Raw genomic sequence first — 13,379 nt, forward strand, 5'->3', positions numbered from 1 at the left:
AAGGTAAAGGTCATGGCACTCCCCACTGTCAAAGTCGCCGCCGCGCACGCCGCGTCGGTTTACATGAACAAGGCCGCCTGCGTCGACAAAGCCTGTTCGTTCATCGCAGAGGCCGCCGCCAACGGCGCGGAGCTCGTCGTGTTTCCGGAATCGTTCATCCCCGGTTTCCCGGTCTGGGCAGCGCTCTGGGCCCCCATCTACAACCATGACTGGTTCCGTCTGATGGTGGAAAACAGCGTGATGGTCGACGGCCCGGAAATCACCGCGATCCGTTCCGCAGCTCGTCGCCACAAGATCATCGTGTCGTTGGGTTTCAGCGAATCGACGCGGGCAAGCGTGGGTTGCATCTGGAACTCGAACGTCCTGATTGACGAGGAAGGCAAGGTCCTCAATCACCACCGAAAGCTCGTCCCGACCTTCTACGAAAAAATGGTTTGGGCACCTGGCGACGGCCACGGCCTGCAGGTCTCGAACACGCGTATCGGCAACATCGGCGCACTCATCTGCGGCGAAAACACCAACCCCCTCGCCCGCTATTCACTGGCAGCCCAGGGCGAGCACATTCACATTTCTGCATGGCCGGCGATCTGGCCGACGCGCAAACCGGGAGGCCAGAACTTCGATAACCTGGCGGCAAACCGCATTCGTGCGGGCGCTCACTCGTTTGAGGCAAAAGTGTTCGGCATCCTCAACGCGGGCTTCGTCGATAATTCGATGCTCGACCTGCTGAAAAAGAGCGGCGACCCGGTGGCCATCGACGTGCTCGACAACAGCCCCCGAGCCGCGACACAGTTTCTTGACCCGACCGGTGCAACCATCGGCGACACCCTGCAGAACGAAGAGGGCCTGGCCTACGCCACGTTCAACCTCAACGATTGCATCGAGCCGAAGCAGTTTCACGACATCACCGGCTACTACAACCGCTTCGACGTGTTCGACCTGATCATCGACCGCCGCCGCATCAGCCCCGCGACGTTCAAGGACACCGATCCGGCAAGTCGGCCGAACCTGGAGGCGTTGCCAGCGCTGGATTGATCATCCGCGGGACCTCTGTACATTTTCGCTCAGCCATTGAGCGGCATTTCAGAATGGTTCTGAGTGCGTAGCGGATTAGGCTGCCCCGGGCGTCCCGCGACGTGATGCCCGACCGCTCACGCTTCCCGGCGACGCCCCGTTGCACCCGCGTTAACCCATTCTCCGGGCTGTCGCCAGCGTTCAACTGACGCAACTGGCCACGGGCCTGAATGAGGTGCTCAAGAGGTTCGCCCTGTGACGGCCGCTCTGCGCTTTCGATCAGCGCCACGGCGGGGGCGGACACTTGATCGCTACCCCACCGCTTCATACCCCCCCCCCCGCACGTCTCGATTCACGAAAACAGATCGATAGCATCTCGATTAATTAATTTACATGATGCATACACGGGCTTACGTTGACCTGGCACTCAAACCGCAACCAGTGGCAGATTCTCATCGGATCTGAGGTTGTGGAACAACAATAATTTTCCACTGCACCACGGAGTCATCGTGAATAACAACCATGAATCAATCCGTATCCGTAATCATCCCCGTTATCAGGAACTGGTGTCCAAGCAGCGAAATTTCGTTGCGATACTGACAGCGGCCACACTGGTCCCCTACTTCAGCTTCATACTCGTCGCAGCCTTTTCCCCTCACCTGCTTTCCCTGAAACTCTCCCCCACCAGCATGATCAGCATCGGCTGGCCGCTGGGAGCCGCCTTCATCATTCTGGCTTGGCTGTTCACAGGGCTTTACATTCTTCGCTCGAACGGCGAGTTCACCCGACTCAACGCCGAGCTTCGCGAGTCCGCCCAAGTCAACGCTGCACTTCGCGAAGGAGCCCTGGCATGAACGCGCTCACTCGTGGCTTCATTTCGTTGGCCGTGTCAGGCCTGTTCTCCACGGCCGTTTCAGCGGCGGAGGCACTGCAAAACGTCGAGAAACAGCCGATCAACGTGACGGCCATTTCGATGTTTCTGGTGTTCGTCGCGGTCACCCTGGGGATCACCTATTGGGCAGCCTCGAAAACCCGGTCGATGGATGACTTCTACAACGCCGGCGGCGGGATCACCGGCTTTCAAAACGGCCTGGCGCTCGCTGGGGATTACATGTCGGCGGCCGCACTGTTGGGCGTGACCAGCATGTTCTTCTTCAACGGTTTTGACGGAGTGCTGTATTCGATCAGCTTCTTCGTCGCCTGGCCGTTGCTGCTGTTCCTGTTCGCCGAACGCATCCGCAACCTCGGACGCATCACCATTTCCGACATCGCTTCGTTTCGCCTGGACCGGGACCGCATCCGGACATTGACGGCATTCGGATCGTTGACCGTGGTGTGCTTCTACCTCGTGGTGCAAATGGTGGGCGCGGGGCAACTGATACAACTGCTGTTCGGCCTGCCCTATCACTACGCAGTCATCGCGGTCGGGCTGTTGATGGCGGTGTACGTGACGTTCGGCGGCATGGTTGCCACCACGTGGGTGCAAATCATCAAGGCCGGCTTGCTGCTCATCGGCGGCACGCTGCTGGCGATCCTGGCGATGAGCAAATTCGGTTTTTCATTCGAGTCGCTCTTTCAAAGTGCCGTCGCCGCGCACAAGGACGGCGAGCATATTCTGCTGCCGAGCAAGCTGGTGGCTGATCCGTTGGCGCTGATTTCGCTGTCGGTCGGGCTGGTGTTCGGGACGGCGGGCCTGCCTCACATCCTCATGCGTTTCTTCACCGTCCCCGATGCTCGGGAAGCTCGAAAATCGGTATTCGTGGCAACCGGTTTTATCGGCTTCTTCTACCTCATCGTAGGCATCCTGGGGTTAGCGGCCATCGTCATTGTCGGAAAAGACCCGGCTTTTTATGAAGGTGGCATCGTCGGCGGCAAGCTGATCGGCGGCAGCAACATGCCTGTCATGCACCTGGCGCAGGCAGTGGGTGGCGATTGGCTGCTGGGGTTCATCTCCGCCGTGGCGTTCGCAACCATTCTGGCCGTCGTTTCAGGGTTGACCATGGCGGGGACCTCGGCGATTTCCCACGACCTCTATTTGATGGTCTACAAAAAAGGCCGCGCCGGGGCCAGTGATGAACGCCGCGTATCGAGGATTGCATCGGTGGGGATCGGCATCGTCGCCGTGGTCCTCGGGATTTTGTTCAAGGACCAGAACATCGCGTTCCTGGTCGCCCTCACCTTTGGCGTCGCAGCTTCGGTCAACTTCCCGATCCTTGCGCTCTCGATGTACTGGAAAGGCCTCACCACCCGTGGTGCGCTCATCGGCGGCGTTGCCGGTCTGGTCAGTTCGGTCACGCTGGTGATCCTGTCCCCTGCCGTATGGGTCAAGGTGCTCGGTCATCCCGATGCCATCTTTCCCTTCGACTACCCCGCCATCATCTCGATGAACGTGGCGTTCTTCTTCACTTGGCTCGGTTCCGTTACGGACCGCAGTGTCGCGGCGCAACGAGAGCGAGGCGCGTTCGACGACCAACTGGTCCGTGCCCGAACGGGTATCGGCGCCGCTCAGGCCGTCAACCACTGACGCGTCGGCTTCACCCCATTCAATAGCGCATCTCTGTCCTTGGCTGCTCGGGCCATCAGGAGGCTGTCATGCAACTGCGAGATACCGGTTTACGCTTTTCGCCCATCACTATCGCGCTCCACTGGCTGGTCGCCTTCACACTGCTGGCACTGCTGGGCCTGCAGATCCAGATCGCGTTCACCTCGGATGAGGCCGCACGCGCCTCGTTTTCTCACCTGCAAAACCTGGTGGGGCTGATCCTGTTTCTGGTGTCGATCTACCGATTCTGGGCACGGGTCACGTCTTATCACCCGTTGCCGGTCGGGACACCCAACCCTATCGAGGTCATCGTCAGCCGCTCCGTGGCAGCCGGCCTGGCGCTGGCAATGGTGCTGCTGCCCATCGCCATCTGGGCGTCGAGAGCCGCGGGGGGTGAACCGACCGTCCTGCCTGGCGGCCTGTCGATTCCGGCGCTGCTGCCCACGAGTCCAGGGCTGAAAAGCCTGGTGGACGTGCTGTTCAACATTGGCGCCACGCTGTTCGTGGCAGGGCTGGCGCTGCATCTCTTTGGCGCCATCAAAAATCACTTCCTGCTGAAAAACACCACGCTGAAACGGATGCTCGGAAAACATGTGGAGTTATGACCATGAATGAAGTCACATTTTCAGGCAATGCATTGACGCAACTCTGTGGGGTGCAGTACCCCATTTTTCTCGGCGGTATGGCCGCCATTTCCAGCCCGCCACTGGTGGCGGCCGTGGCCAACGCAGGTGGAATGGGGGTGCTGGGCGGCCTACGTCTTCCACCCCTGACTCTGCGCCGCTGGCTTCAGGAAGCCCGATCGCTCACCGACAAGCCGTTCGGGGTAAACCTCGTGCCTCAGTTCGGCGGCCCCGACGTGTTCGAGGCGCAATTTCAGGTGGTGCTCAAGGAGAGACCCAGGCTGCTGTCGTTGTTCTACGCCGAAGCCTACGCCGCCGACATGATCCCCCGCGCCAAGGACGCAGGGATGATCGTGATGGTACAAGCCGGTTCCGTGGCGTTGGCGAGAAAAGCCATCGCCAACGGCGCCGACATCATCATCGCCCAAGGCAGCGAGAGCGGCGGCCATTTGAATCGCGGCACCATCAGCATCATGTCGCTGCTGCCTTCGATCATCGAGGTCGCGCAAGGTCGGCCCGTTTTGGCAGCCGGTGGCGTCGTCAACCGCGACGACGTGCGGGCGCTGATGTCCCTGGGTGCATCCGGCGTGACTGTGGGCACGGCGTTCGTGGCGACGGACGAATCGAACGCGCACCCGCTCTATAAACAGAAGATCGTGGAGGCGACCACCGACGACACCGAATACCGCATCGGCTATTCGTTCGGCTGGACATGGGGAACGCCGCATCGGGTGATCCCCAATCGCGACAAGTGGAACCTGCTTCGCCTGATCGGCGGCGGCGCCCGGGCCATCGACAAAGCCAGGATGGCAAAGAAACTGTCACTGTATGCGGGCCAGGGCGTCGGCAAGATTCACGGCGTGGTGCCAGCGGCAGAGCGGGTCGCGGAGTTGGCGCTGGGGTTGCCTTCGTCGGTCACGCGACTTCGGCAGGAAGTGTTTGAACTTCCTTACGCCCTGCATAACGAATCCAATATCGTTCGCCCCCTGGGTTGGCAATGAAACAATAAGAACGTCTGTTAAACGGCCCGGTCATTCCGGGCCGTTATTGTTCATCAGGCAACAGCGGCAACAGGAAGTTGATGTTGCGCCAACTCAATGAACGCGCTCATCGCGGAAGTCATCAATGAATCACTCCGACGCACGAACACGGTTGAAATATGTGCAAACTCGGGTGGCAGAGCATGACAATGAATTGAATGCCGCAAACTTGAACTTTCAGCCACGGCTTTCGGCAATAACGTCACCCCCATGCCCGCAGCCACGCATGACAAGATGCCGTCAAGGGTTCCCATTTCCATGATTTGATTAGGAATAAGCCCAACTTGGTAAAACCAGTTTTCAAGGGTCGAACGGTAAAAACAACCGGTGCGAAAGACCAGCACGGTCTGTTGGGGCATTTTCTCGATCAACGTCGCCAATGACGTGAACGCATGGCTGCTGACCAATACCAACTCTTCTTCGAATACGCCTTCCTGTACCAATGCCGCGTTCTGGTGATAGCCCCCCACAAACGCACCGTCAAGGCGATAACTTTCCACGGCCTTGATCAATTCCGAGGTCGTGCCCGTTTGCAGTGAAAGCTGAACAGAAGGGAAACTCTCACGGTATTTGGTGAGGATCTGTGGCAGGCGGATGGCGGCAGTGGTTTCCATGGACCCCAGACGGAGCAAGCCCACCGGCGTACCGGTGTCCATCAGCGCGCTGCGGCTTTCATCGGTCAATTGCAGGATGCGCCTGGCGTACCCCAGAAACGTTTCACCCGCAGCGGTCAGAACGACACCTGACTTCTTGCGAACGAACAGTTCCCGGTCAAGTTCGATCTCAAGCTCTTTGACTCGCATCGTCACATTGGATTGAACCGTGTTCACCTGCAAGGCGGCTGAGGTGAAGCTGCCCAAATCGGCCACGGCACAAAATATTTTTAGTTGACGCATTTCCATGACTATTGCCATCCATCATTAAAAGTGATGATTCGCATCAGGAGTCATTAGTTTACGGCGTTGCGCAAGGGTGAGTAAAGTCATTAAACCTTGCAAACGATAATGGGTTTACCTCATGACATTAGTGTCCAAAATAGAACGCATCTATGCTGGCGGGCTGGGTACACTTAAACCCGAAGGACAAACCACCGGCATGTATAAGCGACAAGTGTCTGGCGCTGTGCATGTACAGAAAAACGGCATCGTTGGGGACCAACATGCCGATACCCGCGTCCACGGCGGCCCGGAAAAAGCCGTGCATCACTACCCTGCCGAACACTATTCGAAACTGGCAGCCCGCTTCCCCCATTGTGTTGATGAATGCGTGCCAGGAAGTTTGGGTGAGAATGTCTCGGCCTATGATTTGACCGAAAAAACCGTATTCATCGGCGACATTTACCAGTTAGGCACGAGCATTCTTCAGGTATCACAACCTCGCACGCCGTGCTGGAAGATCAATCATCGCTTCGACACCGAACACATGTCCCTGTTTGTCGCCTCGGAGCGAATAACCGGCTGGTATTACCGGGTCATTCAGCCGGGTCTGATTCAAGAGGGGGATCTGATTCACCTGCTGGACCGAGCCGCTCACCGTTTTTCGATTGATGAGTTCTGGAACGTCCAGCTGCAGCATCGGCCCAACATCGACGATTTGCTCGACTTGCAGGCGACGCGCGGCTTGAACGAGGAATGGAAAAGGCGGCTGGCTGAACGTGCCAAATGGCTGCAAAAGCAGAGTTGAGTCAACGCGCAGAGGCGAGAAGTGACAGCCTTCCTGGCCTCATTTTTTGTGATTCAAAGGATCACAAATCATCATTTTACGTGAATGACCGTTTCTTCTAATTTACGGCATCCCTCTTCGGTTACACGCCTCGATGTTCTGGGACAATCGAGGTATTAACCACGCCAGATGACGTGCCGCTCCGGTTTGGCACGTCATCTTTTTTAATCCGCGATGAGCCGGTGTTCGCCCCTCCCCTTAGATCTCGGCCACGCAAAAACGAGCATGGATGACTCGGGTCGCCAGCTCCGATAACGCGAACGCCAATACCGCGAAACCGGCGCCGACGAGCCCCAGATTGTAGACTCCCACCAGCGGAATGAAGAAGGCACCGATCACCCCGGCCGCCGAGATACCGAGGTAGGTGAAGGACACGTTGAGGCCCAGCACCATCGCCGCTGCGTTGGGCGCGATGGAGACCAATCGGTGTTGTTGCGGCACCAGCAACCCCCATCCGCAGGCGCCCCAAACCAGGATCGCCACATCCGCGGTCCAGAGGTTCGCGCTGGTCCATGGCAGGGTCAGCAAGTCGAGGATCATCAGGGTCAGCATCACGATCAGCACCTTGCGCTCCCGCCAGCGCTGCAACAGTGGGCGCCAGCAGCGCGTACGACACCGCGAACACCGTCAACATCTGCGCCGCGGCGCCCGCGGATACGCTGAACGCGAGCGCGATCTGTGGCAACAGCCCTGCCACGATAAAACCGCCGGTGCCCAGTGAAAACATACTCGTCGCCAATGCCAGCAGGCGCCGATCCATAGTGGTACTCCTCGGTGGAGGGGGGATGAACCACTGAACGAACGCCGGGTGTATCCAGTGTTGTACGTGAGAGAGGGCCGCGGATATCGCAGCTGTCAGGATTAGGGGGCTTGCCTGCGCGTCACGGGAAGCTCGATGTCCGTTAGCGCCATGTCATTGAGGGAGTTGGCCAACGTGCAGTGCGCGCTAAGGCGATGTCGCCAATCCGGGCTCCCCTGTGGCGCATGTCATTTCAAGGGATCGAACTATGACCGCTCATGGCCTCGGTGATAATCCGGCGAGACCGCGAAGGACCTTGGATCAAAACGGGAAGATGGAGCGAGCCCGTTGCCTGAGGGGCATCGGGGCAATTTGGCTAGAGCTAGAAGAGAGGGGTATGGCGCGGGCAAGCACTTGACTGACAGGGCGCACGGCAGGATGAAGGGTGTTTCGCCCGGATCGAGACAAAAAAAAGCCACCCGTCAGGGTGGCTTGATCGAGACCCGGCATTAAAAGCCGGATCAAGGCGCGATCACTTTGCAGCTTCGATCGGCTTCTCCGGGTACCAGGCGTCAATCAGCGGGCTCACTTCAACCTTCACGAGTTCGCTACGGCCTTTGAGCCAGGCTTCAACGGTGGCGCGCTGCTCTTCGGTGACGGAGCCGCGGTTGGCCAGGCACACCAGGCCATAGTCATCACCACCGACATAATCCAGACCGTTGGCGTCCATCGCGTCGGAGAGGAAATCGTCCAGGAACGCGTCAATCGCCTCGTCGGACAGGTCCTCCTTGAATTCCAGATTCAGTTCAAAACCCAACTCTTGAAATTCATCCACGCAGAGCTTTTTGCGCAGGCGGCGGGAGCGATTGGTAGCCATGAAATAATCCTCTAGGTAATTACGGCGCGGAGTCTACCAGAGTCAGGCGTCAGGATGGCTGGTGATCTTTGACGCCGCGACGCACTGCCTGCTGCTTGCGGCCTGCCGCGTTTGAATAGGCGCGCACGGGTCACCTGAACGGTTGCCGATCTGCATGCTTGCTTCTCTCATGGTCTATAGCTTCGTAAAGCCTTGCCCGGGGTCATCCGCGTCAAACCTTGGGCAGGTCCAGTGCTGGAGTTCAGCGTTACACATTCGCCAAGACCCATGATTCAGGAGCACCCCATGCCGACCCCATCCCCCCTCACCGTCGCGGTTCTCTTAGGCTCGGTTCGCAGTGACCGACAAGGCATAAAGGCCGCTCGACTGCTCCTGACCGCCCTCGAAGCGCGAGGACATGAAGCCGTTCTCGTTGACCCGATGGTCACGCGCCTTCCGCTGCTGGACCGCATGTACAAGGAATACCCCAAAGGGTCCGCACCTGCCGATCTGGAAAACCTGGCCGCGCTTTATCGCCGTGCCGACGGTTTTCTGCTGGTGAGTGCCGAATACAACCACGGCGTCCCCCCTGCATTGAAAAACCTTCTGGACCATTTTCTGGAAGAGTACTTGTGGCGGCCTTCTGCGATTGCCTGCTACTCGGCAGGTGGTTTCGGCGGCGTGCGAGCGGCGATGCAGCTTCGAATGATTTTGGGGGAGCTGGGCATGCCGAGCATTCCAAGCCTCTTTTCCATCCCGCGCATTGGCGAGGCGTTGGCCGATGACGGTCAACCGAAAGATGAGCGGACGTTGAAGCAGATGGACAGGTTTCTCGATGAGTTCGAGTGGTATGCCGAGGCGTTGCGTCGGCAAAGGGATCAGGGCACACCTTATTGACGCGTGCGCTGAGCCGGGATGCTTGATTTCCTCCGCCTCTGCCAAGACAAGAAGCCCCCTGAAAGGTGGTTTTTCACGGCCGCCGATTTCGCGAAAACAGACAGAAGCCTGTCGTTTCACGTGACAATTCGACAAGATTTGAAAAAATAGGGCGGTTTGACGGCTGTCCCCCGGCGCAAGTCACGAAAGCTTGGGGCATAATGCCGCACTGTCACCGGGCGCTATTTTTGCCTGTTGGGCCGGGACACTTTTCAGTCGCGGCCGTTTTCATGTCACGAGGGAATCCATCCCCTCCGGTTGTCCCTCTTCATTGCAGTAGGGTTTATTGAATGATCAAGTCTTTGCGTCCGTTGTTTTTTGCCACCCTGCTTCTACCGATTTCGCTGTCTGTTGCCGCTGCCCCGATCAACACCGCATTGCCCCCCAAGGTTCAAGAGGCCCTCAAGGTCGCCAAACTGAACAACGATGCCCTCTCCCTGGTCATGCTTCCGCTGACCGGCCCGGGCACCCCGACCGTGTTCAACGCTGACGTCTCGGTGAACCCGGCGTCGACCATGAAGCTGATCACCACCTACGCGTCGCTGGAAATGCTCGGCCCGACCCATCAGTGGAAAACCGAGTTCTACACCGATGGCACCCTGAGCAACGGCGTCCTGCGCGGCAACCTGTTCCTCAAGGGCGGCGGTGATCCGAAGCTGAACATGGAAAAACTCTGGCTGTTGATGCGTGACCTGCGCGCCAATGGCGTGCAGCAAGTGACGGGCGATCTGGTGTTGGACCGCAGCCATTTCATCCAGCCGCAACTGCCGGTGTTCGATGACGACGGCAACGACAAGAACAAACCGTTCCTGGTCCGCCCCGATTCGCTGATGGTCAACCTCAAGGCCCTGCGTTTCGTGACCCGCAACGATGGCGGCAAGATTCTGGTCTCGGTCGAACCGCCTATCGCAGCCATTCACATCAATAATCAGGTCAAGGCGCTGTCGTCGAACAAATGCACCGGCGACGTGCTGTACAACCCGGTCCCTGAGGCCGATGGCGGCATCACCGTCACGGTGTCCGGCCAACTGGGCGACGGCTGCAACTCGCAGACTTACCTGTCGCTGCTCGACCACCCGACCTACACCGCCGGTGCCGTGCGCGCCATCTGGCAAGAACTGGGCGGCACCATTCTCGGCAAGGACCGTCTGGACGTCGTGCCCGGCAGCGCCAAACTGCTGGCCAAGGCCTACTCACCGGACCTCGCGGAAATCATTCGCGACATCAACAAATTCAGTAACAACACGATGGCCCAGCAACTGTTCCTGAGCCTGGGTTCTGAGTTCCGCAACGAGGCGGATGGCGATGACGCCAAGGCCGCGCAACGGGTCATCCGTCAGTGGCTGGCGAAGAAAGGCATCACCGCGCCGCATTTGGTCATGGAGAACGGTTCTGGGCTGTCCCGTGCTGAACGGGTGAGCGCTCGTGAAATGGCGCAAATGCTTCAGGCCGCATGGAACAGCCCGTACCAAGCCGAGTTCATGAGCTCGTTGCCGCTGGCGGGCATGGACGGCACCATGCGCAAACGCCTGAAACGCACCGCGCTGCGGGGTGAGGCGCACATCAAGACCGGCACCCTGAATACCGTTCGCGCCATCGCCGGATTCAGCCGTGACAGCAATGGCAACACCTGGGTCGTGGTTGCGATCCTCAACGACGCCCGCCCATGGGGTGCCTCGTCGATTCTTGATGAAGTGCTGGTGAGCATGTTCAACCAGCCAAAACTGGCCAACACGTCCATCTCGCTGCAACCGTAATAAGCGCTTCGAGCAGCGCGCTGTCGTGTCTCGCGACGGCGCGCCTGAATCCCCTCTCTGCTCTGCACGCCTCGCGCGCCCATGGGCGTCTGTGCATGTTCCCGCGCCATGCCCTGAAACGCCTCAAGCGCAGGCTGCCAATTCTGACAGTGATGTCATCCACTTCCTGTGCGGGTAACGCTAAGCTCGGCGTTCTGATTCACCACACAGGATTGCGACACCATGAAGATCACAACAGTCAAGCGACTGCGTGACACCCTGCTGATTTCCAGTCTGTTGGCATCCGCCATGCTGATGGCCGGACCCTCTCAAGCAGAAGATGCCAAGCCGACCCGCGTGCGCGGCGCAATCACCGCGATTGACGGCGATGTACTGAAGGTTCACAGCAACCGCAACGAAGACCTGCAGGTCAAGCTGACCAAAGACACACAAGTGCGCGGCGTGACGCTGGCACAGGTCGCCGATATCAAACCGGGCAGTTACGTGGGTTCAGCCGCCGTTCCCCAGGCCGACGGCACGCTGAAAGCGCTGGAAGTGCACGTGTTCCCGCCGGAAATGGCCGGCACAGGCGACGGCCATCGGGCGTTCGACCTGGGCAAGGACAGCACAATGACCAATGGCTCGGTGGGCGATCTGGTGACCAGCAACGGCCGCACCATTACCGTCAACTACAAGGGTGGCCAGAAGAAGATCGTAATCCCGGATGACGTGCCCATCGTCAACCTGGTGCCCGGCGACCGCAGCCTGCTCAAGCCGGGTGTGAAGATCATCGTGCAAGCCCAACCGGCAGCGGACGGTTCGCTGAGCGCACTGTCGATTTCTGCTGGTGAGAATGGCGTGACACCGCCGATGTGAGGCACTTACGCCGCTTTGATTCTGGCCGGATGGCCAGAATCAATAGCGCTTAAACAGCGTTTCAGCACCTCACAAGCACGTCGCCACCATCGCTCCACGCTGGTCCACCGCCTTGCCGCCGGGTTTGGCGTAGAAGCTGATTGCGGTGGAGCCGCCCTTCGCACTCACGTCTGCGAAATACTCGCCTTCGGTGGTGTACACCGTGAACTCCCCAAGCTTGCCCTGCTCCATGAAGACATCGGCGACATCACCGAACAGCTGCAAATTGCCCCAGCTGACCTTGATGCATTCGGCCACCGCAGCGGCAGGTTTCTGGCTCGCATACACCTGCGCAGGCCCGGCCGAACGCGTTTGATTCAAGCCCATGCACCCCGCCAGCAGCGCCAGCGCCACAGCTCCCGCCCAATGTTTCATGACAGTCCCTTCGATAAAAAGGACCGATCTTACCAGTAAGCGTAAGCCTGCCCTACTGACATGATGCGCATTGCCAACGCCGGACGCGCTGGATCAGTCATCCAGTCCAGCGGGGGGCGCGGCAGGTGCCGCTTTACCTGCCTTGCCCGGTTTGCCATTCTGCGTCGCGGCTTTGGGCTCCGCCGCGGGCGCGACCGGTGCAGCGGCTGCGGCCTCTTTCTCGGCCATCGGCATCTGGTCGATGGTGCTGAAAATTTCCTTGGGATCAATCGCGCCTTTGTGATCGATCTTCTTCTCGCCGTCCTTGCCCACCAGAATCACTTGTGCCTGGTTCTTGTCCAGCACGCCGAGTTTCAATTCCCGAATCAGCGCCATGGTCGACTGCGCGTCCATGTCCTTGCCGTTCCGTTGCCCGACCAGAGAGACGATGGTGTAGAGCACCATGTTGCGCTTGGCGAAGGCTTCTTTATTGGCGGGCTCATCGAGGCTTTTCTTCAGCTTCACCAGCGTCGGGTCCTCGGAACGGGAGGCGATGATGATCAGCGGACGCGACTTGCCACGCTCCTGCGCCAACGGGGTGTCTGCATCAGCTGCCAATAGGGGACCGGCAACAGCCAACAGGACGGCAAGGGTCAGCGACCGAGTAAACATACGCACCTCCTTTCGATTTCCATGCACTGATGATCGCGCATCGTGGCAAAAGGTCCAGCCGAGAGACTGAAAAATCAGGATTTTTTTCTGCGTAAGGGTTTGAGAAATAGAGAAGAAATGCCTGAAGCCACCGGTACACCTGAGCCGGAGCTTTTGGAGGAACGTAAAAAACACAGACAACAAAAAAGGGTGAGTCTCTCGACTCACCCTTTTCGCGACCGCCCAGCAGA

At 58.9% G+C, this 13,379-nt stretch carries 14 protein-coding genes; 9 read left to right on the forward strand and 5 right to left on the reverse strand.

The window, feature by feature from the left end; genetic code table 11:
* Positions 1–12 precede the first annotated feature (12 nt).
* From ACIQAL_RS06560 to ACIQAL_RS06580, 5 genes are all read left to right on the forward strand, one after another.
* A complete protein-coding gene (locus ACIQAL_RS06560) occupies positions 13–1,035 on the forward strand; it encodes a carbon-nitrogen hydrolase family protein (RefSeq protein WP_401143843.1) in 1,023 nt (340 codons plus the stop codon).
* Positions 1,036–1,523: 488 nt separating this feature from the next.
* A complete protein-coding gene (locus ACIQAL_RS06565; protein WP_401143846.1) occupies positions 1,524–1,868 on the forward strand; it encodes a DUF485 domain-containing protein in 345 nt (114 codons plus the stop codon).
* A complete protein-coding gene (locus ACIQAL_RS06570; RefSeq protein WP_401143849.1) occupies positions 1,865–3,538 on the forward strand; it encodes a cation acetate symporter in 1,674 nt (557 codons plus the stop codon). The genes ACIQAL_RS06565 and ACIQAL_RS06570 overlap by 4 nt, the downstream gene beginning before the upstream one ends.
* Positions 3,539–3,606: 68 nt before the next feature.
* The gene (locus ACIQAL_RS06575) at positions 3,607–4,161 is read left to right on the forward strand and encodes a cytochrome b/b6 domain-containing protein (protein WP_341964065.1); all 555 of its coding nucleotides are present in this window, start codon (positions 3,607–3,609) and stop codon (positions 4,159–4,161) included.
* 2 nt (positions 4,162–4,163) lie between these two features.
* On the forward strand, positions 4,164–5,180 hold the full coding sequence (locus ACIQAL_RS06580; protein ID WP_401143851.1) for an NAD(P)H-dependent flavin oxidoreductase: 1,017 nt from the start codon (positions 4,164–4,166) through the stop codon (positions 5,178–5,180).
* Positions 5,181–5,233: 53 nt separating this feature from the next.
* Here ACIQAL_RS06580 and ACIQAL_RS06585 read toward each other — a convergent pair whose 3' ends face one another.
* Positions 5,234–6,121 carry a LysR substrate-binding domain-containing protein gene (locus ACIQAL_RS06585; RefSeq protein WP_401143853.1) on the reverse strand — a complete coding sequence of 296 codons (888 nt, stop codon included), beginning with the start codon at positions 6,119–6,121 and terminating at the stop codon, positions 5,234–5,236.
* 115 nt (positions 6,122–6,236) lie between these two features.
* Here ACIQAL_RS06585 and ACIQAL_RS06590 point away from each other — a divergent pair, with 115 nt between their 5' ends.
* A complete protein-coding gene (locus tag ACIQAL_RS06590) occupies positions 6,237–6,902 on the forward strand; it encodes an MOSC domain-containing protein (RefSeq protein WP_401143855.1) in 666 nt (221 codons plus the stop codon).
* A gap of 237 nt (positions 6,903–7,139) precedes the next feature.
* On the opposite strand, the gene ACIQAL_RS06595 is transcribed toward ACIQAL_RS06590, so the two are convergent.
* Both ACIQAL_RS06595 and ACIQAL_RS06600 read right to left on the reverse strand, forming a co-directional pair.
* A complete protein-coding gene (locus tag ACIQAL_RS06595) occupies positions 7,140–7,529 on the reverse strand; it encodes a hypothetical protein (RefSeq protein WP_401143857.1) in 390 nt (129 codons plus the stop codon).
* A 683-nt stretch (positions 7,530–8,212) separates the two neighbouring features.
* Positions 8,213–8,557 (reverse strand): YggL family protein, encoded by a 345-nt coding sequence (locus tag ACIQAL_RS06600; RefSeq protein ID WP_401143859.1) that lies wholly within the window; start codon positions 8,555–8,557, stop codon positions 8,213–8,215.
* A gap of 285 nt (positions 8,558–8,842) precedes the next feature.
* Here ACIQAL_RS06600 and ACIQAL_RS06605 point away from each other — a divergent pair, with 285 nt between their 5' ends.
* The 3 genes from ACIQAL_RS06605 (at position 8,843) to ACIQAL_RS06615 (ending at position 12,084) form a co-directional block, all read left to right on the forward strand.
* Positions 8,843–9,433, forward strand: a complete 591-nt coding sequence (locus tag ACIQAL_RS06605; RefSeq protein WP_401143861.1) for an NADPH-dependent FMN reductase — start codon at positions 8,843–8,845, stop codon at positions 9,431–9,433.
* A gap of 329 nt (positions 9,434–9,762) precedes the next feature.
* Positions 9,763–11,229: a D-alanyl-D-alanine carboxypeptidase/D-alanyl-D-alanine-endopeptidase gene (dacB, locus tag ACIQAL_RS06610; protein ID WP_401143863.1), complete on the forward strand. Its 1,467-nt coding sequence runs from the start codon at positions 9,763–9,765 to the stop codon at positions 11,227–11,229.
* 222 nt (positions 11,230–11,451) lie between these two features.
* On the forward strand, positions 11,452–12,084 hold the full coding sequence (locus ACIQAL_RS06615; protein ID WP_401143865.1) for a DUF5666 domain-containing protein: 633 nt from the start codon (positions 11,452–11,454) through the stop codon (positions 12,082–12,084).
* 69 nt (positions 12,085–12,153) lie between these two features.
* Here ACIQAL_RS06615 and ACIQAL_RS06620 read toward each other — a convergent pair whose 3' ends face one another.
* Together ACIQAL_RS06620 and ACIQAL_RS06625 are read right to left on the reverse strand one after the other, a co-directional pair.
* Positions 12,154–12,498, reverse strand: coding sequence for a 2-oxoacid ferredoxin oxidoreductase (locus tag ACIQAL_RS06620; RefSeq protein ID WP_401143867.1), 345 nt, complete (start codon positions 12,496–12,498; stop codon positions 12,154–12,156).
* A gap of 93 nt (positions 12,499–12,591) precedes the next feature.
* The gene (locus ACIQAL_RS06625; RefSeq protein WP_401143869.1) at positions 12,592–13,149 is read right to left on the reverse strand and encodes a DUF4174 domain-containing protein; all 558 of its coding nucleotides are present in this window, start codon (positions 13,147–13,149) and stop codon (positions 12,592–12,594) included.
* Positions 13,150–13,379 lie beyond the last annotated feature (230 nt).

This window comes from Pseudomonas sp. NPDC088368, assembly GCF_044753445.1.
In the GTDB taxonomy this organism is placed as follows: Bacteria; Pseudomonadota; Gammaproteobacteria; order Pseudomonadales; family Pseudomonadaceae; genus Aquipseudomonas; species Aquipseudomonas bambusae.